Source organism: Rhodococcus sp. NPDC060176, assembly GCF_042728675.1.
In the GTDB taxonomy this organism is placed as follows: domain Bacteria; phylum Actinomycetota; class Actinomycetes; order Mycobacteriales; family Mycobacteriaceae; genus Rhodococcus_F.
The window spans coordinates 66,803-92,749 of the sequence record NZ_JBHWYS010000001.1 but is presented as its reverse complement, the minus strand read 5'-3'; the positions used below and the strand labels follow the sequence as shown (position 1 = coordinate 92,749).

Genomic DNA, 25,947 nt, shown 5'->3' with positions numbered 1-25,947 from the left:
CCATTGTGCGATCGCGCCCTCGACTCCAACGGTAATCACGTTCGGCCGGATCTGCCACAAGCGCTTTCACATCAATTCAGAGAAGGACCTCACCGATCTGTCTCGCGGTCACCTTGGCAAGATCCGCGAGGAACGGAATCCGCTCGTCGATCATCAACTCCACAGGGCCTCGGAGCCCGAGAGCGTAACGCACAGTGCCTGATCCATCGACGATCGGAATTCCGATCGTCCGGAAATCCGGGGTCAACTCTTCGTCGTTGAATCCGTAACCGCGCTCGCGGGTCAATTCCAACTCCCGACGGATACCGGCAACATCGGTGATCGCACGCTGGGTGGTCGCTTCACGTGGCAGGGCAGCGAGTTCCGAGTCGTCGACATCGGACCAGGCCAGAAAGGCTTTCCCCAGTGCGCTCGCATGCAAGGGAAGGCGAACACCCTGCAGCACGTGTCCGTCGGCCTCGCGCCACCGGCTGAAACCGAGTAACACCACCTCACTTCCGCTTCGCACTGCCAGCGAGGCTGATGCTCCTGTCGTCGCGGCCAATTGCTCCAAGTAAGGCTCGGACAGATAGATTCGATGCTGCCGGTAGGAGACCTGCCCGTAGGCCGCCAGCGCCGCGCCGATGCGATACCGACTGGTTGCATCGTCTTTCTCGAGGAACCCTGCGTCGACGAGCGACTGCAGTAATCGATGCGTGGTGCTGACCGCAAGCTCTTGTCGCCGCGCAACTTCCGAGACTCCCAGTTCTTCGCCACTGCGAAAACATGTGAGCATGGTCAGGGCACGGGTTACCGTCTGAACTCCCGCGCCGCGTGCGTCCGTCACGAACGATCCTTTCGCTGTGGCCTGATCGACCTGAGAATCGGACGCTAACACGGACCCAGCAGTCCGGCCATCCTTTCCATCAGATGGAAAGGATGCAGATGGAGACCTGCAAAAGCCCAGATAAACAGACTTCCGATGTTGTCAAGATTTCCAATCTCCAGAAAACAAACGGGGGTAAAACGGACTGGCACCCAATAGCGTCATCGTCGTCAGTTCTGACGATTCAACGCCTGAAGGAGCCACATACATGTCCCGCTTCCGCCGACTGCCACGAGCTGCCGCTGCGCTCGCCATGATCCCGCTGGCCGGGTTGGCGGTGGCGTGTGGGTCTTCCGATTCCGACAGCGCCGCAGGCAATTCCAGCGCAGACTTCACACTCAAGGTCTTCGATCCCGGAAACTCCGGTGCCATCGCCGTCGGCAAGCGCGACGGAACCTACGACGAGGCGCTTGCACCGCTGGGCGCAAAGATCGAATGGGTCAAGACCACGCCGGGATTCAGCTCCAACCTCAAACTTTTCAACAGCGGCGAACTCGATATCCAAACCGGCGCATACAGTCCCGTCGTCGGCGCACTGTCCAAGGACGTGGGTGTCCGCATCTTTGCGACGTCGGACCCGTACAACAAGGACCAGGCCGGCATCATCGCCACTCCGGAATCCGGCATCAAGACCGTGGCCGATCTGGCCGGCAAGCGCATTGCCGTCAACCCGGCAGGCAAGGGCGAGTACATCACGCTCAAGGCCCTGACACAGGCCGGAGTGCCGATCGATTCCGTCGAACGTGTTCCGCTGCAACAGGCAGACGCCGCGTCGGCATTCTCCACCGGGCAGGTCGACGCCTGGGCTTCGTTCCTGATTCCTTACCAGGAGGCCAAGGCCAAGGGCGCGGTCGAGATCGCAACCGAAGCCAGCATCGACTCCGTGGACAGCACCATCATCGCCGGCCGCACCGCGATTCTCGAAGAACATCCCGAGGTGGTCCAGAAGTTCCTCGAGGTCACGCAGGAACTCACCGCGAAGCAGCAGGCCGACCCGGCAGCATTCGAGAACGTCTTCGAACAGACCGGTCCGCGTGCTCTCTCCGGACAGCGACTCGACGACGCGATCACCCTGGGCGGCCAGATCACCAACTTCCGCTACCCGACCGCAGCGGATGCCACCGACCTCGAATCCATCTCCACGCTGTTCGCCGAGAACAAGGTGATCCAGCAGCCGATCAAGGGCAGTGACGTGATCTTCGACCTCCAGGGTGCTGTGGCAGGTTCGGCAGCGGCAGCGCCCACCACCGAGGGGAAGTGACCCGATGGTGACGCTGACCCGGCCCGCACGAACTGCGTCGCCGTCAGTGGAGCATCCGCAACTCGAGACGCCGCGCTACCGGCGCAATCGCAGCAGGCCCAAGTGGGTCTCGATCCCCCTCCGCTTCCTCGTGCCCGCGCTGCTGGTTGCCGGATGGTGGATCGGGTCGGCTACCGGGCTGATCCGAGAAGAGATCCTGGCCGGACCTCCGGCGGTGTGGACGGCTTTTGCCGAGCTGTACGAGTCGGGCCAGTTGGTCGACTTCGGTCTCGCGTCGCTTCAACGTGCTGCGCTCGGTGTTTCGGTCGGTGTCATCGTGGGATTGGTGCTCGGGGTTCTGTCCGGTCTCTCCTCGCTCGGTGAAGAGCTGATCGACTCCACCATGCAGATCAACCGCGCGGTGCCGTTCCTCGCGCTCGTTCCGTTGTTCATCGCCTGGTTCGGTATCGACGAAACTTTCAAGGTGGTACTGATCGCCGTCGCGACCGTCGCCCCGATGTACGCGTACACCTACCTGGGAGTGCGCGGAGTCGATCGCAAGATGGTGGAAGCGGCACAGGGTTTCGGCCTGACCGGTTGGCGACTGGTCTTCGGGGCAATTCTTCCGACCGCCCTCCCCGGCGTTCTGATGGGGATTCGAATCTGCCTGTCGCTCAGCATCACCGGATTGATCGCGGCCGAGCAGGTCGGCACTCGTGAGGGCATCGGATATCTGGTCACCCTGGCGCAGGAATACAACCGCACCGACTACATGGTTCTGTGCATCGTCATGTACGCGGCACTGGGTCTGATATTCGATGCAATCGTCAGACTGATCGAGCGGTACTCCATGCCGTGGCGGAGATTGTCGGTGGCACGATGACGAATACAACCATCGGCTCGTTGCCATCCACCGAAGCACCTCTGCCGCCGTTGGCAACCCGTGAGCGGACCGGTACCACCGCGGCCGAGCGACGGGCCGGATCACCAGTGGCAGTCTCACTCACCGGAGTGCGGAAGTCGTTCGGTGACAAGACGGTTCTGGGTGGTATCGACCTCGAGATCACACGTGGAGAGTTCGTTGTCCTGCTCGGTCCCAGCGGCACCGGCAAGACGACACTTCTGCGAGTGCTCTCCGGACTGGAAGCACCGGACAGCGGTGAGGTGCTGGTCCCGCGCGACCGCACGGTCGTCTACCAGGAACCGCGATTGATACCGTCGAAGCGAGTTCTGGCCAATGTCACAGTGGGACAGAAGCGATCGCGCCAGGTCGCCGACAACGCCCGCAACGCACTCTCCGAGGTCAACCTCGCGGACAAGCACCGAGCCTGGCCTGCCACCCTCTCCGGCGGTGAGGCCCAACGCGTCGCATTGGCTCGTGCCCTCGTCCGCGAACCTGAACTGCTGCTACTCGACGAACCCTTTGCCGCTCTCGACGCTCTGACGCGGCTCCAAATGCAAGACCTGGTAGGCGATCTGGTCGCGCGTCACCGTCCCGCGGTATTGCTCGTCACTCACGACGTCGACGAAGCCGTACGACTCGCCGACCGCGTACTCATTCTCGACAAGGGCGGGTTTGCCGTGGATGTCGACATCGACCTGCCACGCCCCCGCGATCGGAACGATCCCGAATCTTTGCGCTACCGAGCGAGTTTCCTGAAGGAGCTCGGCGTCGGCCGCACCTTCCCCGACGGACAGGACAGTCATGACATTGATCGCTGATTCCGCAATCGACACACTCTGGTACACACGCTGCCCCGTCCCCACCGCAAGCGGTCTCGCCAACAGCCTCGGTTGGCTCGACCGGACGGCAAACGAAGCCGGAGTGCGTTTCGGCGTACTGCAAGATGCGGGACCGGAGTTGGCAGTGCGCCATTTCGACCACCAACTCTCCGGACTCATTCGCGAAGGCGGCAACGTCCCCGCGCTGGCCGCGCGTGCCGGTGGTTCACCGACGAGGCTGATCGGACTCACCTGGATCGACGAGGCCCAGGCGATCCTGGTGCGCGGTGACTCCGACATCCGAGAAGCAGGCCTGCTGGCCGGCGCTCGGATCGGAATCCCGGCCTGGGCGGCGGACCAGGCCAGGAGCTTTCCTCGCGCCATGGCTCTGCACGGCTTCGCCTCGGCACTTCGGCTGGGCGGGTTGAGTTTTGCCGATGTCACGCTCGTCGAGGTAGCAACGACGGCAGCCCCCGAGGTCCGCACTGCCTCCTCCAGTCGCAACACGACGTGGGGCGTCGAATCCCTGCTACGCGGCGACGTCGACGCCATCTACGTCAAGGGAGCCCGCGCCCAGGAAGTTGCCCGCGAACACGGCCTCGCGGTGGTCGTCGATCTCGATTCCACTGCATCCCTGCGTGATCGCGTCAACAACGGCACTCCACGCCCGATCACGGTTCACGCCGATCTACTCGAACAGCGTCCGGACATCGTTGTCGGTTTCCTCGCCGAGAGCCTGAGGGCGGCGGACTGGGCCGCAGCCAACCTCGACGAGGTCCGGGCTGTGCTGCAGACCGAAACACAATCGGGGCCCGAAGGTGTGGTGGCAGCGTACGGCGAGAACTTCCACACCGGACTGCACTTGAGCCTGTCGGACGAACGTGTGGACCTGCTCGGCGTGCAGAAGCAATTCCTGTACGCGCACGGCTTCCTCGCCGCCGACTTCGACCTGCAGTCGTGGGTGGCGCACGAACCCCTGGAACAGGCACGCAACCTTGTTGCGCAGAAGGGCACGGCAGAATGACGGACGTCTACTGGGAGCTACCCTCGCGCGGTGACGGACGCCGAGCAGTGGCCGCGCTGAACAGTCGCGGCGGCTTCGGGCCACAGCGACCGACTACCGTCGCGACCGATGTTCGCCCCGGAAACTTCGGGCCCTTCGACGAACTGGCGCAGATCGTTCTCGCAGCCGAACTGTCGGGCGTCGACGGGGTAGTCGCACCGTACGATCCGAGCGGAGAAGAATCCTGGATCGTTGCTGCCGCAGCACTGCGTCAGACGCGTCATTCGCGAGTGGTCGTGGAGTTTCACCCTACTTTCGGCACTCCAGTCTATGCCGCCAAAATGTCTGCGACACTTCAGCGTCTGTCGGCAGGTCGTCTCGAGTGGCGCGTGAAGGTCGACACAGACGCCGACGATGCCACCGCTCGCGGTGATGTGGTTCGAGGAGCCGACCGCTACGCTCGCGCCGCGGAGTTTCTGACCGTCGCACGCGGTGTGTGGAACGAGGAACAGATTCTGCCAGGTGGATTCGGCGGCACCGGCTACGACTTCGACGGCGAGTACTACGACGTACTCGGCGGCGGATTCCGAGGCATCTTGTCCGGACTCCCTTTTCCCCGAGTGCATCTGACCGGCGACTCTCCGGAAGCTCTGGAACTGTCCGCCCACCATGGCGACGTCCATCAGTTCACCCTCGCCGGTGACGAGTTGTCGACGCGGATCACCGCCCTCGACGACCGAGCGTCCGAACTCGGCAGGACAGTCGACAAGGTCCTGCGCATCCCGATCATCGCGCGGGAGACAGCCGACGAAGCCTGGGCTCGCGTCGAACGGCAACTGAGAGAATCCGATTCCGCGGCACTCGAGATCGAGCGCGGCGGAATCCTCTGGTCCGGATTCGACCGCATCGGCTACGAGCACAGCATCGGTCTCGTCGGAAGCTACGAGGAAGTGGCACAGCGACTGTCGTCGTATCGCGATCTCGGCGTGGACGGCTTCGTCTTGACAGGTCGGCCACACATCGAAGAGCTGCACCGGGCGGGCGAGCATCTCCTGCACCTGGTCGATCCCGAGGGTCGGATCCGTAAAGAAGAGAAGGCCACCACAGAAGAGAAGGCCACCGCATGAGTATCGATTTCTATTGGCGGATCGGGATGGAGGGCGACCATGCGTCGCTGCGCACCCCGCGCCGCTACAACCGCGGCGACGCCGGCGGATACGGACCGGGCAACATCGCTCCCGCGATCCGCGGCGGCGAGTTGGACGGATACAGCTACATCGACCACATGGCCGCGGTGGCAAAGGCTTCCGAGTCCGCCGGCTTTCTCGGTGGACTGCTGCCGTCCTTCCCGATGACCGAGGATCCGTGGGCGACCGCAGCAGCGCTGGCCGCCGAGACCACCACGTACCGATTCATGGTCGCGTTCCAACCGGGGTTCCTTCACCCGGTGCAGGCCGCGCGAATGTCGGCCAGTCTGCAGCGCGCAACCGGCGGACGTCTGGTCTACAACATCATCAGTGGCGGAGGCGGAGCGCCTCAGCTGTGGTGGGGCGACAAGGTCGACCACGACGACCGCTACACCAGGACGTCCGAGTTCCTCGATGTCCTCAAAGGTGTTTGGGACGGCGAACCTTTCGACTTCGACGGTCGCTTCTTCCAAACCCAGGGCGCCGCACTGCCACCCGGACTTGCCGGCCAGCCGTTTCCCGAGGTGTACTTCTCCGGATCGTCGGCTGCAGCCGTCGCCGCCGCCGGACTGCACTCCGACTACTACCTTTCCTGGCTGGAGCCGTACGCCGACTTGAGATACAAGATCGACGGTGTGCGGGAGAACTCGGCCAAACTCGGACGCACCCCGAAGTTCGCCGTACGCATCGACGTCGTCGCCCGGCACACCGAAGAAGCCGCGTGGGCCGAGATCGAGAAGGGTTGGGCCTTCGTCGACAAGGGCGCTGCCGATCGTGCAGCGCAGGGTGATTCGGTTGGCGCTGCCCGCATCAAAGGCTGGGTGCCCGAACACATCACCGGCTACCGGGATCTGGAAGTGCAGCCCAACGTGTGGTGCGGTTTCAGCCTGATCCGCGGCGGACCGGCGTTCGGTCTGGTCGGTAGCTACGAGCAGGTCGCCGAAAGACTTGACGAGTTGCGCGAACTGGGCGTCGACGCCTTCATTCTCGCCGGTAACCCGCACCTCGAAGAGGCCTACCGCGTCGGCGAAGAAGTTCTACCTCTTCTGCAGCGCACCCCGATCACACCTTCTGGACTGGAGACCCGATGACCACCACCGAAACCCGTCTCGATGCCGACACCGCAGCATTTGTCGAGGAAGCACGTAGAGCAGCCGACAAGGCTTTCGACGTCTTCCGCAAGACCGGAACGGTTGCGGCCAACGGGACCGTCAACTTCGTCGAACGCGTGCCGGACACCGAAATCGCGGTCGCCCTGAACGATCCGGGACCGTGGGCGGATGACCCATCGGTGTCACCAGTGGTCGCCACCTTCGATGGAGAGGTGCTGTCCGGCAACGGATCGGCCGGATTTGTCACCGGCTACGCGTCAGTCTTCCGTCAGCATCCGGAAATCACCAGCGTTGTCCACATCCACACACCGTGGCTCGGCGGTTGGGCACAGACACACCGGACACTGCCGATCCGCTACGCGGCTTCGCAGAGGTTGACTCTCTCCCGAGAGATTCCGCCGCACATCGATCGGTCTCGATCTGCCGGCGAGTTCATCCTCGAGCGCCTCGAACACGACCCCGATCTCGTCGCGATCTTCGAAGCCAACGGCGGGGTCAACGTCATCGGCCGCAGCGGGTTGCTCGACCTCGCGAAGTTCGTCGTCCTCCTAGAGGAAGGCGCACAGTTCCAGGCGATCGCCGAATCCCTCGGCGGCTCGGTCGAATTCGATCCGTCCAACCTCACCGTCCAGTGGGGGCGTAGCGGACTCGCCGACGAGGCGCGTCGACGCGGCCTCATCTAACCACCCCCATCACAGATTCAGAACAGGAAACCGTAGATCTCATGACCGTTCGCGTCGGATACTTCCCACACAACAATTCGCTGTTCGTTCTGCGCCACACCGGAATCCTCGAACGCCGTCTCCCCGACGTCGAGTGGGTGGACCTGCGTGAGCTTCCCGCCAAGCCCGCGGTGAACCCGGGGAACGCGTTGCCGACCCTGCACTCGGACTGGCTGTTCGAGGAGGGCGGATACGACGTCATCGGAACCGGCTTCACGCCGCCCGTCACCGGGTTGGCCCAGGGCCGCGACCTCGTCTACATCGGAATCTCCGGTCCCCGAGTGGAGAATGGGCGCCTGGTGGTCAAGGCCGATTCCGAGATCAAGTCGGTAGAGGACCTGCGCGGCAAGCGAGTCGGCATCGCGCACGGATCGTGGCAGACCACACTTCTGTTGTTCGCCCTGGATCAGGCGGGACTGACGTGGTCCGACATCGTCCCCGTCGACACCGACGTCCGTGGCGGTGGAGCGGACCTCGTCGACGGCACCATCGACGCCTGGGTGGGTGCATACCCGGGGTTGACGGACATCGAAGCGAACCACGAACTGCGCACGCTGATCGCCACCGACGGACTCTTCAGCCACCCGTCACTGTGGTTCACCCGGCGCGACTTCGCCGACACCAACCCGGAGGCGCTTCAGGCGGTCATCGAGGCTCTGCAGGAATCCGACGCCTGGATCGAAGCCAACCCCCGCGAGGCCGCACAGATCTTCGTCGACGACGTCGAGAAGCGTGGCGGGTCCGCAAGCCTCGACGCCTGGGAAGCCGCACTGCGCGGACGTCCTTTCGGTGTCAACGCCGTCACCGAAGAATTCCTCGACGAGCAGCAGCGCGCGGCCGATCTCCTGCTGAACAACGGACTACTGCCGCAAGCGGTCACCGTTCGCGAAGCAGTAGTGCCGTGGATCAGCGAGTTCGTCGGTTCGGATCGTTCGTCGGTCTGAGAGTCTGCACCTGGCAGGTGACAGATACCGAACGGTCTGCCATTGTGAAGGAATGCGGCGGCGTGTGGGTGAGAGTTGGTCCACGCGACCAGTCTCAGGGGTAACCCCTGGGTCGGCCAGAAGAATTGGATACTGCGTCCACCGGCGCTCGGCACGCTCCGCGTGCTTGCCGCCGCTCCGGACAAAGGATTTGGTCACCTCATGCCGCCGCATCCCGGGCTCGAATCATGCGTGACTTCGAACTCGATCCCGAGTTGGCGCGACTCCTGGCAGTTGCTGCTGCCGACGCTCCATGGACTCTCGGTGGGCTCGAAGAGGCATTCGGAACGGTCCACGGTGTGTCAGCGACTTCGCTGGCCGTCCGAGTGCTCGACCTCATGCCGGCCCCACCGTTCGAACCACAGACCCTGTACCGATTGCTACGCGAACTGCCGCGGCTTCGACCAGTCCCGGTCTCACTCGACACCAACGAATCCTCGGTGTGGCGGTTCGACGTCCCCCGCTACAACACCAGTGCAGATCTGGCGCGTTCACTGGATCTGACGATCACCGAACTCGAGTGGTTTGCCGACCGCAGGGAGTGGCTGCGTACGAAACCCCTACCGCTACGCCACTACCGGCCGATGCAGATCAGCAAGAAGGCAGGCGCTCGCCTCCTCGAGGTACCGAAACCCCGGTTGCGCGAAATCCAACGGAAGATACTGCGCCGCATACTCGATCAGGTGCCCGCACACGACGCGGCCCACGGGTTTGTCCGTGGTCGAAGTCCGCTGACTTTTGCAGCGCCGCACGCACAGTCGGAAATCGTGATCGGTGTGGACCTCGCACAGTTCTTCCCGTCGATCACCGGTGAGCGAGTCCACGCGATCTTCGCCGCCCTCGGGTATCCACCCGCAGTGGCAGGAGCTCTCACCGGATTGTGCACCGTCGCAACACCTGCCGATACCCTGCGCGGTCTGCCGTACGCACAGGCGTCGCAGCTACGAACCGCGCATCTGCCTCAGGGTGCGCCCACTTCGCCTGCACTGGCGAATCTCGTCGCGCGCAAACTCGACATCCGGTTGAGCGGGCTCGCACAAGCGAACTGGCTCACCTACACCCGATATGCCGACGACCTCGCCTTCTCCGGCATCGAAGTGGCAGACGTCGGCACCCTCCTGTGGACGGTTGAGCAGATCGCCAGGGACGAAGGGTTTGCCGTCCATCCGCGAAAGACCAAGGTGATGCGCCCTCATCGACGCCAACACCTCACCGGACTGGTGATCAACGACCAACCGTCGTATCCGCGTGACGATTACGATCGTCTGCGCGCCCTGCTTCACAACGCCGCTAGTACGTCTGCGCAGGAACAGAATCGGGACGGAATCGAGAACTTTCGGGCTCACGTCTACGGCCGGATCGCGCACATCGGCGAAACCAGCACTACACGCCGACGCACATTGCTGCGCCTGGCTGAACGTGTGGATTGGGACGACTAGTGCGCGCGAGCAGTCAGACCCGCGGGGTGTACGCCATGCATTCGACTTCCATGTGCGCACCCAGTGCCAGTCCGTCTGTTCCGAACGCGCTACGTGCCGGCAGTCTCGATGCCGGGAAGTACTCGAGGTAGACCTTGTTGAACTCCTGCCAGCGAGACATGTCGTCAAGCATGACAGTGCATTTGAAGATCGCTTCGACACCGGATCCGTAGGCGATCAACGAAGCGACGATGTTCTCCATGGTCTGGCGGGCCTGCGCTTCGAAGCCGTCGGCCAAGGTCCCGTCTGGGAGCATGCCGATCTGACCCGACAGATACAGAACGTCTCCGACGCGCACTCCGGTGGAGAACGGTGTGTCGAAAGCGGGTGGGATGAACTCGACGGTCTGAGATGAATCCATTAGGTCTCCTCGGAAGTGGAATATGTTTGGCGAGTAGCCGATTTCAGCGCACTGGACGGGCACGAACATCGGCCAGGAAGTGCGCCACCAACTCGTTCCACGCGTGTGGGTCCTCAAAATAAGGGGAGTGGCCGCGGTCGGCAAGCTCGACCACTTCTGCGTGAGGCAGGAACTCGGCAGCGCTGCGAATCCGCTCGGGTGTCATCAAATCGTCCAGCTCACCTGCGATCAGGAGAACCGGTGCAGCCACCGCCGCAAGTTCGGCCGGCGAATAGTTGTGGGCCTTGAGAATTCGGAAAAACTCGGTGTCAGGTGGGCGATGGCCGAACGTGCCGAGAGCTTGGTACAGATATGCCCTGGCCATGTCCAAGCTCGGCAGCCGTCCGCCCACAGCGGGATGTTCCCCCAGAGGCCGCGCGGTGACGGGCGCTGCGGTGAGGGGCGGTGCGCTGTCCGGACCGAAGCCGACGGGAATGCCGCCGGTCGTGCAGGCCAGCACTACCGACTCCACCCGGTCCGGAACAGCGATCGCGGTCCCCAATGCGGCCCAACCGCCCATCGACTGGCCGACCACGTGCGCACGATCAACCGCCAACAGGTCCATGATTTCGATCAGATCAGAGACTGCCGCTACCGGGCCGTGGTTGCCGTTCTCGTTGGTAGAGCGGCCGAATCCTCGCTGATCCCAGCTGATCACCCGATAGTGCTGAGCGAAGTAGGGCACCTGCTGGTACCAGACGGCCGCATTTCCGCCGAGACCGTGCGTGAGAATCAGATCCGGGCCCTCGCCGGCAGTCTCGTACCAGACCCGTTCGCCGTCTGCGACGGTGATGAAGCCCTCGGTCCGTGAAATCATCCTTCTTCTCCTGTGTCGGACGGGCGCTTGCCCGAAGTGTGGTCAGTGAGGAGTTGCTGCACTTCATCGGTGGCCCGCAGCAGGTGTTCTTCGACCATTCGCGTCGTTTTCGCATCGAAGTCGGTATCGAAACCGATCACCGTCAACGCACAGAGCGGAGACCCCTTGCGGGAAGACACTGCACGCGAGACCGAACCGATGATGTCCTGAGATCGTTTGTGGACAACGGCGAATCCGGTTTTCTGCGTCTCGGCGATGTCGGCGAGGAACCCGGTGGGGCCTTCGAGTGGATAGCCACTCTTTTCCACCATTGCCAGGTAAGGCGCCCGAGTGTTGTCCTCGAGTGCCGCCACCAACGCGAGCGGACCCGCGAACCGGTGCGGCGGAAGCAGATCCCCGAGCATCCGAGTGATCATCTTGAGCCGCTCGGGACGCAGCGCCGCGATGATCCGAGTCCCGCCGCTCTCGAGGACCTGCAGATTCACCATCATGTCCGTGCTCTCGGACAGCGCCTGCATGGTCGGATCGCACAAGGCCGCCAAGGAATGCGCGGCTGCTTCGTGGGAAACCTGCAGCGCAGCCGGTCCGGGGAGATAGCGACCGTCGTAGCGGAAGACCCACCCACGGTTCGCGAGTTCTCCGAGCACTCGGTGCGCAGTCGGGCGGAGCATCCCGACTTCTTCTGCCAGTTCACTGAGCTTCATCGGCGTGGTCGAGCGCGCGATGGCCTCGAGCAGATCCAGCGCTTTGTCGACGGCGGACGCAGAACCCTTCGTCATCCGATCCCCTCCCGGTGCCGTGTGAGTACCCGGCGATCCGAAATCTCGTGTTCTTGGAAAACCCTTGGCATTCGCCTAGGAAATTACTATAGTCACAACAATCGTTCCGGCGTACGGAATTCTTTGAGCGTCTTCACCTTCCCACCGGACTCCCGGCAAGGAAGTCCTATCTTTCCCAGCGAGAGGCTTTCGGACATGACGGTTGGACATACCCTTCGGTCGACACCACGGTTCAGAGTTGTTGCCCTGGCGGCGGTCGCGACGGCTGCTTTGGCACTGACAGGCTGTTCGAGCGACGCCACGGCCTCCGACGACGGGGGCACCCAGACGACCACGATTCGTATCGCGCCTCAACCGATCGCGGACTTCGCACCGATCTGGCTGGGTATGGAGCAGGGATTCTTCACCGACGAGGGACTCGACATTCAACTGGTCGAGGGTGGGGCGAGCTCCTCGGCTCAGATTCCGTTGCTGCTCAGCGGAAATGCAGATATGGCAGCCACGACTGCCGCTGCCGCAATTCAGGCACGCAGCCAGAACATGCCCGTCACCATTGTCGGCGGGCTCACGAATTTTGCCGCGAATGACAGCGTCGACCAGTCCGGTCTCGTGGTCGCCAAGGACAGTTCCATCAGCGGCTTCCGTGACCTCGAAGGCAAGACCGTCGCGATCAGCGGTTTGAAGTCCGTCAGCGAAGCAGTCATCTCTGCCGCGGTGGAGAAATCCGGCGGAGCAGCGAACAAGGTCTCGTTCATTCAGGCGCCCATGCCCAACCTCGGCGACCTGGTTTCCACCGGCGGGGCCGACGCGGCATTCCTCATCGATCCGTTCCTGAGTAAAGCAACCGACTCGGGGCTGAAGATCCTCGGCCACCCCTTCCCCTTGGCCGCACCCGGTGTTCCGGGGACCTCGCTGGTCGCTTCGGAATCGTTTGTCAATGCGAACCCGGACTCACTCGCGAAATTCCGTACGGCGCTTGCCAAATCAGTTGACTACGCCAATCAGAACCCGGGCGCGGTCAAGGCTGCACTCTCGACACAAGCCAAGATTCCGCTCGAAATGCTGGCCAACAGCAAGAATCCTCAGTTCGTCGCAGTAGTAGAACCGGGCGCACTCGGCACGGAGATCGAACTGCTGGTCAAGTACGGGGTTCTGACGGAGTCGGTTGACAGCGATTCCTTGCTGACTCCGGCCAACTGAGTTGCCTGCCTTGACAACCCCGAAAACACGCCGCAGGCAGGTACTGCTCGGACGGCTGCTGACGCTCTTCGCGTTGGCAGCCGCCTGGCAGGTCTTCGGAATGCTGGGCGACGAGAACGTCAAGGGTGTTCCGAAGTTCAGTGCCGTGGCAGTGGCGTTCGTGGACGAGCTCGGCACCTCGTCGCTGTGGACGTCATTGGGACAGACCTTGACCACAACCGCCATCGGATTGGCTCTGTGCCTGGTGATCGGTATCCCGGCAGGACTGCTGCTTGCCGCGCACCCGTTTCTGACAGTCTCTTCCCGCTTCGTCATCGACTTCTGCCGGACCGTGCCTCCGCTCGCGATCATCCCGCTCTTTCTGTTGATCATGGGCCCGACACAACGTATGGCGGTGGCGCTGATCGTGGCGGTGAGCGTGTGGCCGATCCTGCTCCAGACAATCCACGGTGTCCGCAACGTCGATCCGGAACTACTTGCCACCGCACGATCCTTCCGGCTTCCCCTGTGGCGCAGACTTGCTCTCGTAGTTGCACCCGCGTCGATGCCGTACATCTTCACGGGAATTCGTATCTCGGCAACACTGAGTTTGCTACTGACCATCGGCGCCGAACTGATTGCCGGCGTTCCCGGACTCGGCAAGGAAATCCTGCTGAGCCAATCCGTTCCCGATCGAATGTTCGCACTGATCATCGTCGCCGGAGTACTCGGCATGCTGCTCGCCTTCGCTGTGATGGCAATCGAGAATCGTTTACTTGCTTGGCATTACATCCCGAGGAGGATGACGACGTGAGAATGATGTCCGGGATTCGACTCCTCGCGTGGGAGCTGTGGTTGCCGATCTTGATCGTCGTCGTGTGGTACTTCGGATCCGCGTCGAGTAAGTCTCCGTACTTTCCGCCGCTGTCACGGATCTGGAAAGCATTTGTGGACAACTGGTTCGGGGCAGGATTTGCACGCGATGTAGTGCCCAGCCTGACCAATCTCGGCTTCGGTCTCGCCGTAGCACTGGTGCTCGGCATCGGGGCCGGCCTTCTTCTTGCACTGTTTCCACTGGCTGCAGACATCGCCGATCCGTTTCTCCAATTCTTCCGTGCCATACCCGCACTGGCCGTACTGCCGGCCCTGTTCATCGTCTTCGGCACAGGTTCTTCGGGCAACGTCGCCGCCATCGCTTTCGGCGCGGTCTGGCCGATACTCCTCAACACCCTCGACGGCATTCGCTCCATCGACCCGAGTATTCGATTGGTGGCGCGCAGCTATCGCATCCGAACACCCCTGCTGGTCACGCAGGTACTCCTCCCCGGAGCGATGCCTCAGATAACGGTCGGTATCCGTACCAGTCTCGCGATCGGCGTCGTCATCATGGTCGGCAGCGAAATGTATGTCTCCACTGCGGGTATCGGCCACTTCGTGATCGTCGCGCAACAGACCTTTGCCATCGCAGACATGTGGTCCGGAATCCTCCTGCTCGGAATCATCGGGTACGTGCTCAACGTCGGCTACGGCGTGATCGAACGATGGTTGCTCAGATGGCAGCCTCGGACCCACGGCGCACTCGCAGTGAAAGGAAACTGATGTCATCCACAGAATCTGCGGCATCCACCCCCGCAGTCGAACTGAACGGCCTCGGAGTGACCTACGGCGGACCTACCGGCCGCGAAGTGCTTCGCGGGATCGATCTTTCGGTTGCACCGGGAGAAATCGTCTGCATCGTCGGACATTCCGGAATCGGCAAGAGCACGTTGATTCGTTGCATCGCCGGTCTGCAGAAGCCGACTACGGGTGAGGTCCGCATCGCCGGGATCGCAATCGACGCTCCGCCCGCCACTCTTGCGCTCGTGTCGCAAGATTACGGACGCACACTGATGCCCTGGCTCCGAGTGGGCGAGAACGTTCGCCTGCCGCTGCGGGGCAACGGCCTGGCACGCAAGGTTCAGAACGAGAGGGTGACCGAGGCACTCACCGTCGTCGGCCTGGAAGGTGCTGCGCGTTCGTACCCTTGGCAGTTGTCCGGCGGAATGCAGCAGAGAGTGGCGATAGCTCGCGCTCTCGCCTATCGACCGCAGGTACTTCTCATGGACGAACCCTTTGCGTCGGTCGATGCGCAGACCCGCGCGGAACTCGAGGACCTGCTGCTCACCCTTCAACGTGATCTTGGCATCACTGTCCTCCTGGTCACCCACGACGTCGACGAATCGGTTTACCTGTCGGACCGGGTGGTCGTCCTCGGCGGAACCCCGGCGTTGATGCAGGACATCGTCGACGTTCCGTTGACCGGTGCGCGAGATCAACTGACCACCAAAGCGGACCCACTGTTCATCGAGGCCCGCACCAGAGTGCTGACGTCGATCCAGCAGTCGAAGGTGGTGGCGCCCGTGTAGTAGGCGCCTCGCCTAGGCTGGCTCCGTGATCCTTCTCCTCATCGGCCTCGCGCTGCTCGGCTTCTGCGGCTACCGGTTCAGACAGGACAGGCGGAGGCTGAGCAACGGTGTCTATCTACTTCTGGGACTGATCTTCACCGGCCTCTGGATGTTGCAGTCGGGTGCGCCGGGAACCGAGGTCCCGTCGTTCGTGATCGCGACGATCGCTCTGCTCTCGCCGTTGCTGGTGCTCCTGCTCGCCGGGTTCCTGATCGTCAACGGGGTCACGATGCTGCGGCGCGAGGGATTCAGCGTCGCAAATCTGCTCTCCCTCGTCGCCGGCCTCGGACTGCTCGTTCCCTATGTGCTGCTCGCATCCGCGTTGCTGACGCAGAGGTATTGGCTCGCAGTCGTTCTCGGATCATTCAGTCTTGTCGCGTCGTACCTGGGGTTCTTGTTCACGAGTTTTCTGCTCTACTCCTACGTCTACGGACGCCAGAAGTACCAGCCCGGGATGGACGCGATAGTGGTGCACGGCGCCGGGCTTTCGGGCACCGACGTGACGCCCCTGCTTGCCAGTCGTCTGGACAAGGCTGCGGACGTCTTTCGTGCCGAGGTCCGCGAAGGACGTTCACCGCTGTTGGTCGTCAGCGGTGGGAAGGGTTCGGACGAGATCGTCAGCGAGGCGGAGGCAATGTGCGCCTACCTCGTCGATCACGGAATCCCGCGCGAGAACGTGATGCTCGAGGACCGCTCGACCACCACGCTCGAGAACCTCGAGTACACGCGGGACCTCCTCCGCGCCGACACCACGGACCCTCGAATGGTTCTGGTCACCAGCAACTTCCACATCCTTCGAACCGCGACGTTTGCCCGAAGCCTCGGGTTGGATGCGGAAGTCATCGGTTCCCACACCGCCCGTTACTACCTACCGAGCGCCATTCTGCGCGAGTTCGCCGCCGTCACGGTGGAGCACAAGTGGCTCAACGGAACGGTCTGCCTGATCCTGGCCGCCCTACCTCCGCTGGTGGTCTGGGCGGCAGGAGGCATTTCGTAGCAAGGTTCACCGAATCAGGCTCTCGATTCCCGTCGGTCGGCGACCCAACAACAGTTCGACGGCCGCACTGCCGGCGAGGAAGTCATGGTGGTTGTAGAAGTCGAACATCGCGGCCAGACGCGAGCTGGCGTTGACGTCGAGGTCGTTGCCGATCCGTTCGCGCCATTGATCCACGCTGATCTGATCTATCGCGACGGTCCGTGACGTCTGCTTCTCCACCATCTGTGCCACCTCCATGACGCTCAGAGCTTCAGGGCCGCCCACTTCGTACGTCGCTCCGTGATGCTCACCCGGGCCCTCGCTCAGAACCACAGCGGCAACGGCCGCCACGTCCGCCAAACCCACGAACGAGAATTTCGTGTCCGCGCTGTACGGCAAGACGATGGTCTCGGATCGACCAGTGAGTACCGCCTCGAAGTTCTCGGCATACGCACACGGCTGCAACACAGTCCACTTCAGCGGGGAGCGATGCAGTTCGTCCTCACACCTGGCTTTGTCCAGGTGATGCGGCATGGACGGGCTGAACGGCCACGCGACGGAGTGATAGACAAAGTGCTCCACTCCCGCCGAAGCCGCTGCCGTCAGCGCATTGCGAAGAAGTGCCGGCTCGTCGGGATGGACGTTGGGGGCGATGAAATACACGCCTCGGCACCCGGCGAGCGCCTTGCGCAGTCCGCTTCCGGTTTCCAGTTCTACCTCGAAGTCGCCGTCGACACGGGCCTTCCGCACCAGTCGCCGAACTGTCACGCTCGGCGGAAGTGCTGCGACAACTGCCTCACCGGTCTTACCCGCGGCGCCGATCACCGCGATGTCGGCGCCACGAGCAATTCCGTTCTCCATGAGAGTTTTCCGTCCTAGACGTAGTCGTAGACCGCTGAGGTGGCGCCACCCGAAAGCTGCGCGTAGCCCGGACCCCGATCGAAGAAGGGTTCGTTCTCACCGCGCTCCGAGCGCAACTGATCCCGGAGCTCCGTGGTAGCAGCCTCGTCGACAGACGGCTCGTCACCGTCGATCACGACAACTCCGTAGTCGTCGCGTGCGCCCTCGACGGAAACCTTGCGCCACTGAATGTCTCGCAAGACCTCTTCGGTCGGGCGCTCCAGGGGATCTCCCCAACCACCACCACCGGTGGTGCGAATCCGTACGACCTCGCCGGCCTTGATCGGCTCGGCATCGGTCAGCGCGTCGAACTCACGCTCGTTCGGTCCACCCGGATCCAGGACGACGGAGAACGGCCGACCGGCCTTGCCACCCTTGACTCCCCAGCAGGCGAGAATCGAACGGTCCGCGATGGACATGAAGTGAGCATCCTTGAGCATGCGGATGTGCTTCTCGTATCCAAGGCCGCCGCGGTAACGTCCGGCTCCGCCCGAATCCATGGCCAGACCGAGCTTTTCGACGATGAAGGGGAACCGGCTCTCGGTGAATTCGGTCGGCAGGTTCCGTGAATCGGGAACGACGTGAATCGTGTCCTCGCCGTCGGCGTAGTAGCGTCCGCCGGAACCTCCGCCGAGCACCTCACGCATGAGATACGAGTGACCTTCGAAGTCCTCACCGTAAACACCGGTGTACCTGATGGTCTCCTGATCGGCGGGCATGTTGCCGTCCACAGCCTTGGCCACGACGCCGGCCAGCACTCCGAGCAGACGGAGGATGACAAACGTGCGAGCGTTGGTGGGAGCGGGGAAGATCGGGGTGATCAGTGTTCCCTTCTCGGGGAACTTCATCTCGATCAGCGGTACGACGCCCTCGTTGACATCCAGTTCGGCCATGCGCTCCGGGGTGTCCGCGAGGTTACGCAGAATCGGGGCCAACCACTTGATGAGGAAGTTTCCGTCCGCGTAGTCACCACAGTGGTTGATCGGGCCCTTTGCCTGCGGTCCGGTTCCGTTGAAGTCCAGGATGAGTCGCTCGCCGCCCTCGTCCTCCGGCCGCGTCTTCGTGAGCGTGATGCGCTGGATGTGGAGCATCGGCTCGTCGACGCCGTCGTGCTCGGCGTAGTCCTCCCACGTGTACTCACCAACTGGGATCTTGCCGAGGATCTCGCGACGGTACGTCTCGGTGGTCGCGTCCATCATCGCGTCGAAGCACGACTCGACGGTGTCGACGCCGTAGCGCTCGAACAATTCGGTGAGTCGACGCGCACCCATCAGGCACGCCGAGCACTCGGCGTCGAGGTCAGCTGCCAACGCATCCGGCATACGGGAGTTACGCGTCATGATGCGCAGTGCCGCCTCGTTGGGAACTCCCTGGTCCCACAGTTTGATCGGCGGAACCATCAGTCCCTCTTCGTACACCGTGGTCGCACCGGACGGCATGGAGCCGGGGCAGCAACCGCCGATGTCGTCGTGGTGACCGAACGCCTGAACGAACGCAACAACTTTCGGCTCCGCATCAGGAGTGACGCGGGCGAAGACAGGCACGGTGACGCAGAGGTCGGGGAGATGGCCGATGCCACCTTCGGACAGGTAGACGTCGTTGTGGAAGTACACGTCTCCCGGCTTCATCGTCTCGAGTGGGAAGTCCCGGGCGATCGGATGAACCAGGGCGGAATACGAACGGCCCGTGAGCTTACGGAGGTTCCGGTCGTGAATACCTGCGCGGAAGTCGTGAGCGTCACGGATCATCGGTGAGCGCGAGGTGCGCGAGATGGAGGTCTCCACCTCCATCTCCACGCTGGCCAGGTAACCGGCGACGATCTCGACCAGAATCGGATCAGGTGACGCGCCGTCGGTAGCGGTGAGTCGGTACGGCTTGGCCGCGGTGGCAGCAGCAGCATCGAGAATGGCGGTCATCACTTCACTCCGTTCGAGTCGGAAGACTTCGAGATACGAATGTTCCCGAAGGTGTCGATACGTGCCGAGAATCCGGGATGGATCGGGACAGTCGAGCTGAACTCCTCGATCACGGCCGGTCCTTCGATGACGTCACCCGCACCGAGCAGTGTGCGATCGTAGGTGGCCGTCTCGACCCAGCTGTCGAAATAGGATTGGCGCGAACCGGTTCGGGCGGTCTCGGCACCGTTTCCGGCGGGAATTTCCTTGAGTGTCGGACGCTTGATCGGGCCGATGCCACTCACGCGCAGGTTGACCCACTCGACGTGCTGCGACGGGTCTCCCCGAAAGTCGTAGCCGTACAGTTCACGGTGTGCCTGGTGGAATGCCTCGGCCGCGTCATCCATGATCTGGGCCGTGACGGTGCCTTCCGCCACGGGGACACGTACCTCGAAGGCCTGACCGAGGTAGCGAAGGTCCGCAGTCCGGGAGTACTTGCGCTGCGTCTCGTCGAAACCTTCTTCGGCGAGCGCGATCTCGGCTTCGCCGGCCAACGCGTCGAACTGGCTCTGCAGGTCTTCCGCCTTCAACCGGTCGTGGCGGCTGACATGAGTCTGAACGTAGTCGTTGCGCACGTCGACCGTCAGTAGACCGAACGCAGAGACGTTACCCGGATTGAGTGGGACGAGAACATCTTTCAGGCCGAGGATGTCAACGAGGCGGCAGGCGAGCAGGGAGCCGGAGCCACCGAAGGTCACGAGGGTGAAGTCGCGAACGTCGAGACCGCGCTTGACGGTGATCTGGCGCAGGGCGTTGGCCTGGTTCCATGCCGAGACCTCGAGGACGCCGACCGCGCACTCCTCGTAACCCAGACTGAGCTGTGTTGCAAGCTCTTCGAGGCCCTTGCGTGCCAGTTCGGTGTCGAGGGGGATCTCGCCACCGAGCAGGTGGGGTGGGATGCGACCGAGCAGGACGTGCGCGTCGGTGATGGTCGGTTCGCTGCCGCCCTTGCCGTAACACAACGGTCCGGGATCGGCGCCGGCCGACTGAGGGCCGACTCGGAGGGTGTGTTCCGGCGTCATCCACGCGATCGACCCACCACCGGCGCCGACGGTCACGACGTCGATCATCGGGATCTTCGACGGGTAGTTGCCCACTCGCCCTTCGGTGGTCAGCGCGGGCTCGCCGCGAACCACGACGGTGACGTCCGTCGACGTTCCGCCGCCGTCACAGGTCAACACCTGCTCGACGCCGGCTGCGTCGGCGATCAGCGCGGCGCCGAGAGCGCCAGCAGCCGGTCCGGAGAGCACTGTCGTAATAGGCTGGTGAACCACCTCTTTGGCCGAGAGGACACCGCCGTTGGACTTCATGACGTAGAACGGGATGTCGCGAGGTTCGCCGTCGGTGGTCGAGAACTCACGCAGACGATTCGCGATGTTGTTCACGTAGTTGCGGATGTTCGGCTTGACCGCGGCGTCCACGAGTGTGGTGATGGACCGCTCGTACTCGCGATACTCACGAAGCACCTGGCTCGAGATGCTCACCGTCGCGTCGGGGAAAACTTCGAAGAGGATGTCGCGTACGCGCTCCTCGTGCGTCGGATCGGCGTACGAGTGCATGAGGCAGACACCGATGGTGCGAATGCCGCGGTCCTCGAAGAACTGCGCTGCGCTGCGGACGCTCTCCTCGTCGAGCGGGCGAATCTCGCTGCCGTCGAAGGAAAGCCGTCCGCCGACGGTGCGTACCCGATCGGCAGGAACGATGCGTTCGGGCTTGACCCAGAAGTACGAGTTGCCGTACCCGTCAGGCACCGACTGACGAGCGATTTCGAGAACGTGCTCGTAACCCTCGGTGGTGATGAAGCCGAGGTTCTCCACCTTGCCTTCGAGCAGTTTGTTGGTCGCGACGGTCGTGCCGTGGCTGACCGCACCGATGGAGTCGCCGCTCTCGCCGAGCTTGGCGAGCACTTTCTCGATACCGGCGAGAAAGCCCTCGGCGGGGTCCGCCGGGGTGGACGGGGTCTTGGTGGTGACGATGGCGCCGGTTTCGTCGTCCACTGCCACGATGTCGGTGAACGTTCCGCCGGTATCGATACCGACCCGAATCTTCCTGGGTTCCACGCTTCCTCCTGAGATCTTTGGCTCGTCTCGTCTGGTACCGATCGACGGTGTGGCCTAGCCGGTGACTGGCTCGTACCTGACGTGTAGTGCTATTCCACAGGTTCGGAAGAGCGGATTCTTTGTCACAATTCGCCGAATCGGGGGACCAAGGTTCGGCGCACGATCACGAGCGGATCTTCGCCCGCGCCCCAGCGGGTTACGCGGACGTGAAAAACGCCCCGAACCTGGTCGGTTCGGGGCGTTTCCCTCATCGCAAAACAGCTGTGGAAGCCCTGTCGATACGCTGCTGAACTACTCGCGACAACCAGAACGCGCCAGGAATCCGCCTATAGCAACACCTGACAAAGCAATGGCCGCTCCGACGACGGCGCTGACCATCACGGTGCGAGCATCGGCGCCACCCGCGGTCGGTGCAGCGGCCGGAAGAATCGCCGGTGCCGCGACGGCTCCGGAAACTACCGGCACCGCCTCGACCGACGCTGCCGGTATTGCCGCCGCCACGGCGGCCGTGACCTTCTCGGGAATGCCGTTGGCGATGACGCCGTCGATGCTCTTGAAGAACACCCCGGCCATCTTCTTGGCGACACCGGTGATCATCCGCTGTCCGACGCCGCCGACCATCCCGCCGACTACCGCGTCGGCGTCGTACGAAAGCAGCGTGCCACCCTCGTTCTCCGTCAACGTGACCGTGACGTCCGCCTTCACGGTGCCGGGAGCACCAGCGCCCGAAGCCGTCATGACAAACGAATTGGGCCGATTCTGTTGCGAAAGAACAACTTCGCCGTCGTAGACACCCTTGATCGACGCGACTCCCGCCATGATGGAGAGCTTGTAGTGATTGTCCGTGAGCTGCTCGAGCGACTGCACACCGGGAATGGTCGCGGCCAGTACACGACCGTCCTGGAGCTTGTCGTAGACCTCTTCTCGAGGTGCCGTCAGCTGCGCGGTGCCGGCGATTCTCATGCATTCTCCTCTGATGACGAACCCGCATGTGCGAGTCGAAGTTCGAACAGTTCGGACGGTGAAATAGGCATGGACGTGATCGAGATTCCTTCGGCGTCCTCGATGGCAGCCGCGATGACGGCGCTGGTGGGGATCACACCGGCCTCACCGGCGCCCTTCATACCGAGTGGGTTGAGCCCCGACGGCGTGACGGTGTGATCCATCTCGAGTGAATCCGGCATCTCGGTGACAAACGGCATCAAGAAGTCCATGTACGACGCGTTGAGCATCTGGCCATGCTCGTCGTAGACGATCCGCTCGTAGAGTGCGCCGCCGATACCTTGCGCAACGGCGCCCATGACCTGGCCTTCGACGATGCGCGGATTGATCACGTTTCCGCAGTCGTGGATGACGACGTAACGACGGACCGTGATCTCGGCTGTGACGGGATCGGTTTCGACGATCGCCGCGTGCACTCCCGAAGCGAAAGTCGAACTGGGCGGCGAGTAGTAGCCGGTGGCTTCCAGACCCGGCTGCTCGCCCTCGGGAATCGGCGGCTTCGACATGTCCGTGTCGGTCGTGGCAAAACCGGTAGCCAACTTCGACTCACGGTCGAACGCATATCGCAGCGGGTTCGACAGCACGGCAACAACACTCAGTGGAACAGAAGTACCTTCCACTCCGGGCTCGGTGCCTAGTTTGCATACGTGGCCACCCTGGAGTTCCAGTTCGGCTTCCGGCAGATTCAAGATTCCGGACGCGATCTTCTTCGCCTTCTCCGCGACCATCTGCGCCGCGACATGGAAAGCCGAACCCGACATGACCGCGCCACGTGAGGCGAAAGTGCCGACGGCATAACCGAACCGGCGTGTGTCACCGGTGACGATCTCGACGTCGGAGACCTTGACTCCGAGATCGTCTGCAACGATCTGGGCGAACGCTGTCTGGTGGCCCTGCCCCTGCGTCGTCAAGCCTGTTGCCGCCTTGACCTTTCCGGACGTCTCGACCACTACGTGTGCGCCCTCGTATGGTCCGGGACCGGTTCCCTCGACGTACGCGCCGATGCCGATGCCGACCGACCGACCTTCGGCGCGAGCCTTCTTCTGGTACTCGGGAAATCCGTCCCAGTCGATGAGCTTCTTGAGCTTGTCGATACCGGCCTGGTAGTCACCCGTGTCGTAGATCAACGGGCGCCCGTCCTGGAACATGAGGCCGAAGTCGTACGGCATGTCCTCGGGGCGAATGAAGTTCGCCTCCCGGACCGCGATCTTGTCCTTGTTCAGGTACTTGGCGATGGCGTCCATGGATCGCTCCATCGCGAACACGGCCTGCGGGCGTCCGGCGCCTCGGTACGGGGTCACGATGACCGTGTTGGTGTACAGCGAATAGGCGTTGACCCGGAACGACTTCGGCTTGTACGGCCCGAGAACCTGCGTCGCGGTGTTGATCATGACGATGATCCCGTACGGCAGGTACGCGCCGTTGTCGTGCCAGAACGTGAAGTCGAAAGCCAACAGACGACCCTCGTCGTCGAATCCGATGTCGATCTTCTGGATCTGTCCACGCTCGTGCGCGCTCGAGATGAAGTGCTCACGGCGATCCTCGACCCACTTCACCTCGCAGGAGATGCCGGCCTGGCCGAGGCGTCGCGCGGCCCACGTGATCATCACTTCTTCGGGCCACGGATGGACGATCTTGACACCGAATCCACCGCCGACGTCGGGAGCGATGCAGTGAACCTTGTTCAGTGCCATACCCAATCGCGCGGCAACGGCGGCGCGGGCGGAGGTAGACGTCTGGGTGGAGGTCCAGAACGTGAGGGTGTTCTCGTCGCCGTCCCAGCGTGCGTAGACACCCTTGCCCTCCATCGGCATGGATGCCGAACGCTCGATTTCGAGATCCAGCGTCAGTCGGTGCGGCGCGGACGCAAGTTCGGCGTCCGGATCGCCGAACCCGTGCTGCAGATGAGCGGCGATGTTGTCCGGGACATCGGCATGGACGGCGTTGTCGGCGGTGCGGGCGACGTCGATTCCCACTACCGGCTTCAGTGTCTCGTACGTGACATCGATCTTCGCGCACGCATCCTCGGCGATGTACCGATTGTCGGCGACCACCATGGCGATGGCTTCTCCGACGTGGTTCACCTCGTCCTTCGCAAGGGGATACCCGTTGCGCGGAGCGATGATTCCCGGATGCGGAATGAGCAGTGGCAGGTTCTCCGCCATTTCCGGGGTGTCGGCCAAGAGATCTTCGTAGGTGTAGATGGCATGTACGCCAGGCACTTCCAGTGCCTGATCGATGTCGATGTCGACGATTCGCGCATGTGCATGCGGCGACCTGACGAATGCCGCGATCAGCGCGTTGTGGCCCAGATCGTCGAGATACCGCCCCTGACCGCTGAGCAGACGCGTATCTTCCTCGCGCGGAATCGGTTTGCCGAAGAACTTGCCGTCGTCGGCAACCGAATGATCGGCCGTCGAATGATCGGAGGCGGGGTGCTTCGCCCCGTTGCGCTTTGCTGGTTTGACCGGAGTACTCATGCCTTACCCGCCCGTCCTCCGACGGGATTCGTTGTGCCCCGCACCTTGCGATCCAACGCCTCCCGAGTGGATGCGTCGTCGATTCCGAGCGGGAACTGCCCGGCTCGTTCACGCTTGATCTCCGCTGCGCGCAGAACCGACGCTCTGATGTTCTGGTATCCCGTACAACGGCAGAGGTTTCCCGCTATAGCGTCCGTTGCTTCCTCACGCGTGGGATTGGGGTTCTCCTCGAGAAATGCCGCGATGGTCGTCACGAATCCCGGAGTGCAGAATCCGCACTGCAGGCCGTGACAATCCTTGAACGCCTGCTGAACCGGATGCAAGGTGCCGTCCGGCTCGACGAGTCCTTCGACGGTGGTGATCGATCGACCTTCGAGACTGGCGGCGAGGACGAGGCAGGATCGCACCGGCTTTCCGTCGAGCAGCACGGTGCACGCACCACACACGCCGTGTTCACAACCGACGTGCGTGCCCGTCTTACGGAGGTGGTGACGAATGGCGTCCGAGGCCAGAGTGCGGGAGGGGAGAACGACGGTGCTCGTCACCTCGTTGAGCGTGAACGTCACGGCCACATGGTGTTCACCGGTATCTGCTGCCAGCTCGGCAAGTTGATCATCGATGGAGCGATCGTTTTTGGACATGG

Annotated in this window: 24 protein-coding genes; 14 read left to right on the top strand and 10 right to left on the bottom strand. The window is 62.9% G+C overall.

Annotated elements, in window-relative coordinates; all coding sequences use genetic code 11:
- Positions 1–76: 76 nt before the first annotated feature.
- Positions 77–826, bottom strand: a complete 750-nt coding sequence (locus ACFWEM_RS00415; RefSeq protein ID WP_378448482.1) for an IclR family transcriptional regulator — start codon at positions 824–826, stop codon at positions 77–79.
- Between the two features lie 247 nt (positions 827–1,073).
- On the opposite strand from ACFWEM_RS00415, the gene ACFWEM_RS00410 reads away from it, so the two are divergent.
- From ACFWEM_RS00410 to ACFWEM_RS00370, 9 genes are all read left to right on the top strand, one after another.
- Complete coding sequence (locus ACFWEM_RS00410; protein WP_378530108.1) at positions 1,074–2,126, top strand: NrtA/SsuA/CpmA family ABC transporter substrate-binding protein; 1,053 nt, start codon at positions 1,074–1,076, stop codon at positions 2,124–2,126.
- A gap of 4 nt (positions 2,127–2,130) precedes the next feature.
- A complete protein-coding gene (locus ACFWEM_RS00405; RefSeq protein WP_378530106.1) occupies positions 2,131–2,988 on the top strand; it encodes an ABC transporter permease in 858 nt (285 codons plus the stop codon).
- The gene (locus ACFWEM_RS00400) at positions 2,985–3,827 is read left to right on the top strand and encodes an ABC transporter ATP-binding protein (RefSeq protein ID WP_378530104.1); all 843 of its coding nucleotides are present in this window, start codon (positions 2,985–2,987) and stop codon (positions 3,825–3,827) included. The genes ACFWEM_RS00405 and ACFWEM_RS00400 overlap by 4 nt, the downstream gene beginning before the upstream one ends.
- The gene (locus tag ACFWEM_RS00395; protein ID WP_378530102.1) at positions 3,811–4,851 is read left to right on the top strand and encodes an ABC transporter substrate-binding protein; all 1,041 of its coding nucleotides are present in this window, start codon (positions 3,811–3,813) and stop codon (positions 4,849–4,851) included. Before ACFWEM_RS00400 ends, ACFWEM_RS00395 begins: the two co-directional genes overlap by 17 nt.
- Complete coding sequence (locus tag ACFWEM_RS00390) at positions 4,848–5,957, top strand: LLM class flavin-dependent oxidoreductase (protein ID WP_378530100.1); 1,110 nt, start codon at positions 4,848–4,850, stop codon at positions 5,955–5,957. The genes ACFWEM_RS00395 and ACFWEM_RS00390 overlap by 4 nt, the downstream gene beginning before the upstream one ends.
- Positions 5,954–7,108 carry an LLM class flavin-dependent oxidoreductase gene (locus ACFWEM_RS00385; RefSeq protein ID WP_378530098.1) on the top strand — a complete coding sequence of 385 codons (1,155 nt, stop codon included), beginning with the start codon at positions 5,954–5,956 and terminating at the stop codon, positions 7,106–7,108. The genes ACFWEM_RS00390 and ACFWEM_RS00385 overlap by 4 nt, the downstream gene beginning before the upstream one ends.
- Entirely contained in the window at positions 7,105–7,812 is a 708-nt protein-coding gene (locus ACFWEM_RS00380; protein WP_378530096.1) for a class II aldolase/adducin family protein, read from the top strand. The genes ACFWEM_RS00385 and ACFWEM_RS00380 overlap by 4 nt, the downstream gene beginning before the upstream one ends.
- Positions 7,813–7,853: 41 nt before the next feature.
- Positions 7,854–8,795 carry an ABC transporter substrate-binding protein gene (locus ACFWEM_RS00375; RefSeq protein WP_378530094.1) on the top strand — a complete coding sequence of 314 codons (942 nt, stop codon included), beginning with the start codon at positions 7,854–7,856 and terminating at the stop codon, positions 8,793–8,795.
- Positions 8,796–9,022: 227 nt separating this feature from the next.
- Positions 9,023–10,273, top strand: coding sequence for a reverse transcriptase family protein (locus tag ACFWEM_RS00370; protein WP_378530092.1), 1,251 nt, complete (start codon positions 9,023–9,025; stop codon positions 10,271–10,273).
- A 13-nt stretch (positions 10,274–10,286) separates the two neighbouring features.
- Here ACFWEM_RS00370 and ACFWEM_RS00365 read toward each other — a convergent pair whose 3' ends face one another.
- From ACFWEM_RS00365 to ACFWEM_RS00355, 3 genes are read right to left on the bottom strand one after another with little or no spacing between them, the layout of a single operon-like run.
- Complete coding sequence (locus tag ACFWEM_RS00365) at positions 10,287–10,673, bottom strand: RidA family protein (RefSeq protein ID WP_003946047.1); 387 nt, start codon at positions 10,671–10,673, stop codon at positions 10,287–10,289.
- Positions 10,674–10,716: 43 nt separating this feature from the next.
- Entirely contained in the window at positions 10,717–11,529 is an 813-nt protein-coding gene (locus tag ACFWEM_RS00360) for an alpha/beta fold hydrolase (RefSeq protein WP_378530090.1), read from the bottom strand.
- Positions 11,526–12,308, bottom strand: coding sequence for an IclR family transcriptional regulator (locus tag ACFWEM_RS00355; protein WP_283306427.1), 783 nt, complete (start codon positions 12,306–12,308; stop codon positions 11,526–11,528). The genes ACFWEM_RS00360 and ACFWEM_RS00355 overlap by 4 nt, the downstream gene beginning before the upstream one ends.
- A gap of 195 nt (positions 12,309–12,503) precedes the next feature.
- Between ACFWEM_RS00355 and ACFWEM_RS00350 the strand changes: the two genes are divergently transcribed.
- The 5 genes from ACFWEM_RS00350 to ACFWEM_RS00330 are packed head-to-tail and all read left to right on the top strand — an operon-like array spanning position 12,504 to position 16,928.
- Positions 12,504–13,508: an ABC transporter substrate-binding protein gene (locus ACFWEM_RS00350; protein ID WP_378530088.1), complete on the top strand. Its 1,005-nt coding sequence runs from the start codon at positions 12,504–12,506 to the stop codon at positions 13,506–13,508.
- Positions 13,509–13,518: 10 nt separating this feature from the next.
- Positions 13,519–14,301 carry an ABC transporter permease gene (locus tag ACFWEM_RS00345; protein ID WP_378530086.1) on the top strand — a complete coding sequence of 261 codons (783 nt, stop codon included), beginning with the start codon at positions 13,519–13,521 and terminating at the stop codon, positions 14,299–14,301.
- 2 nt (positions 14,302–14,303) lie between these two features.
- Positions 14,304–15,086, top strand: a complete 783-nt coding sequence (locus ACFWEM_RS00340; RefSeq protein WP_378532687.1) for an ABC transporter permease — start codon at positions 14,304–14,306, stop codon at positions 15,084–15,086.
- A complete protein-coding gene (locus tag ACFWEM_RS00335) occupies positions 15,086–15,892 on the top strand; it encodes an ABC transporter ATP-binding protein (protein WP_378530084.1) in 807 nt (268 codons plus the stop codon). The genes ACFWEM_RS00340 and ACFWEM_RS00335 overlap by 1 nt, the downstream gene beginning before the upstream one ends.
- A 25-nt stretch (positions 15,893–15,917) precedes the next feature.
- Positions 15,918–16,928 (top strand): YdcF family protein, encoded by a 1,011-nt coding sequence (locus tag ACFWEM_RS00330; RefSeq protein ID WP_378530082.1) that lies wholly within the window; start codon positions 15,918–15,920, stop codon positions 16,926–16,928.
- 6 nt (positions 16,929–16,934) lie between these two features.
- Here the strand turns inward: ACFWEM_RS00330 and ACFWEM_RS00325 are convergent, their stop codons facing one another.
- The 6 genes from ACFWEM_RS00325 to ACFWEM_RS00300 form a co-directional block, all read right to left on the bottom strand.
- Positions 16,935–17,768 carry an NmrA family NAD(P)-binding protein gene (locus ACFWEM_RS00325; protein WP_378530080.1) on the bottom strand — a complete coding sequence of 278 codons (834 nt, stop codon included), beginning with the start codon at positions 17,766–17,768 and terminating at the stop codon, positions 16,935–16,937.
- A gap of 14 nt (positions 17,769–17,782) precedes the next feature.
- Positions 17,783–19,723 carry a hydantoinase B/oxoprolinase family protein gene (locus ACFWEM_RS00320; protein ID WP_378530078.1) on the bottom strand — a complete coding sequence of 647 codons (1,941 nt, stop codon included), beginning with the start codon at positions 19,721–19,723 and terminating at the stop codon, positions 17,783–17,785.
- Positions 19,723–21,822 carry a hydantoinase/oxoprolinase family protein gene (locus tag ACFWEM_RS00315; RefSeq protein WP_378530076.1) on the bottom strand — a complete coding sequence of 700 codons (2,100 nt, stop codon included), beginning with the start codon at positions 21,820–21,822 and terminating at the stop codon, positions 19,723–19,725. The genes ACFWEM_RS00320 and ACFWEM_RS00315 overlap by 1 nt, the downstream gene beginning before the upstream one ends.
- A 291-nt stretch (positions 21,823–22,113) precedes the next feature.
- Complete coding sequence (locus ACFWEM_RS00310) at positions 22,114–22,785, bottom strand: carbon monoxide dehydrogenase subunit G (protein ID WP_113682843.1); 672 nt, start codon at positions 22,783–22,785, stop codon at positions 22,114–22,116.
- Positions 22,782–25,304, bottom strand: coding sequence for an aerobic carbon-monoxide dehydrogenase large subunit (gene cutA, locus ACFWEM_RS00305; RefSeq protein WP_378530074.1), 2,523 nt, complete (start codon positions 25,302–25,304; stop codon positions 22,782–22,784). Before cutA ends, ACFWEM_RS00310 begins: the two co-directional genes overlap by 4 nt.
- Positions 25,301–25,945, bottom strand: a complete 645-nt coding sequence (locus tag ACFWEM_RS00300) for a (2Fe-2S)-binding protein (protein WP_029256750.1) — start codon at positions 25,943–25,945, stop codon at positions 25,301–25,303. The genes cutA and ACFWEM_RS00300 overlap by 4 nt, the downstream gene beginning before the upstream one ends.
- Positions 25,946–25,947 lie beyond the last annotated feature (2 nt).

Excerpts from the sequence above, each read along its gene's own strand:
- ACFWEM_RS00360 (WP_378530090.1), bottom strand. The coding sequence starts at position 11,529 with ATGATTTCACGGACCGAGGGCTTCATCACCGTCGCAGACGGCGAACGG.
- ACFWEM_RS00335 (WP_378530084.1), top strand. The coding sequence starts at position 15,086 with ATGTCATCCACAGAATCTGCGGCATCCACCCCCGCAGTCGAACTGAAC.
- ACFWEM_RS00380 (WP_378530096.1), top strand. The coding sequence starts at position 7,105 with ATGACCACCACCGAAACCCGTCTCGATGCCGACACCGCAGCATTTGTC.
- ACFWEM_RS00300 (WP_029256750.1), bottom strand. The coding sequence starts at position 25,945 with ATGTCCAAAAACGATCGCTCCATCGATGATCAACTTGCCGAGCTGGCA.
- ACFWEM_RS00385 (WP_378530098.1), top strand. The coding sequence starts at position 5,954 with ATGAGTATCGATTTCTATTGGCGGATCGGGATGGAGGGCGACCATGCG.
- ACFWEM_RS00340 (WP_378532687.1), top strand. The coding sequence starts at position 14,304 with ATGATGTCCGGGATTCGACTCCTCGCGTGGGAGCTGTGGTTGCCGATC.
- ACFWEM_RS00325 (WP_378530080.1), bottom strand. The coding sequence starts at position 17,768 with ATGGAGAACGGAATTGCTCGTGGCGCCGACATCGCGGTGATCGGCGCC.
- ACFWEM_RS00365 (WP_003946047.1), bottom strand. The coding sequence starts at position 10,673 with ATGGATTCATCTCAGACCGTCGAGTTCATCCCACCCGCTTTCGACACA.
- ACFWEM_RS00390 (WP_378530100.1), top strand. The coding sequence starts at position 4,848 with ATGACGGACGTCTACTGGGAGCTACCCTCGCGCGGTGACGGACGCCGA.
- ACFWEM_RS00320 (WP_378530078.1), bottom strand. The coding sequence starts at position 19,723 with ATGACCGCCATTCTCGATGCTGCTGCTGCCACCGCGGCCAAGCCGTAC.
- ACFWEM_RS00355 (WP_283306427.1), bottom strand. The coding sequence starts at position 12,308 with ATGACGAAGGGTTCTGCGTCCGCCGTCGACAAAGCGCTGGATCTGCTC.
- ACFWEM_RS00375 (WP_378530094.1), top strand. The coding sequence starts at position 7,854 with ATGACCGTTCGCGTCGGATACTTCCCACACAACAATTCGCTGTTCGTT.
- ACFWEM_RS00405 (WP_378530106.1), top strand. The coding sequence starts at position 2,131 with ATGGTGACGCTGACCCGGCCCGCACGAACTGCGTCGCCGTCAGTGGAG.
- ACFWEM_RS00410 (WP_378530108.1), top strand. The coding sequence starts at position 1,074 with ATGTCCCGCTTCCGCCGACTGCCACGAGCTGCCGCTGCGCTCGCCATG.
- ACFWEM_RS00310 (WP_113682843.1), bottom strand. The coding sequence starts at position 22,785 with ATGAGAATCGCCGGCACCGCGCAGCTGACGGCACCTCGAGAAGAGGTC.
- ACFWEM_RS00400 (WP_378530104.1), top strand. The coding sequence starts at position 2,985 with ATGACGAATACAACCATCGGCTCGTTGCCATCCACCGAAGCACCTCTG.
- ACFWEM_RS00350 (WP_378530088.1), top strand. The coding sequence starts at position 12,504 with ATGACGGTTGGACATACCCTTCGGTCGACACCACGGTTCAGAGTTGTT.
- ACFWEM_RS00370 (WP_378530092.1), top strand. The coding sequence starts at position 9,023 with ATGCGTGACTTCGAACTCGATCCCGAGTTGGCGCGACTCCTGGCAGTT.
- ACFWEM_RS00395 (WP_378530102.1), top strand. The coding sequence starts at position 3,811 with ATGACATTGATCGCTGATTCCGCAATCGACACACTCTGGTACACACGC.
- cutA (WP_378530074.1), bottom strand. The coding sequence starts at position 25,304 with ATGAGTACTCCGGTCAAACCAGCAAAGCGCAACGGGGCGAAGCACCCC.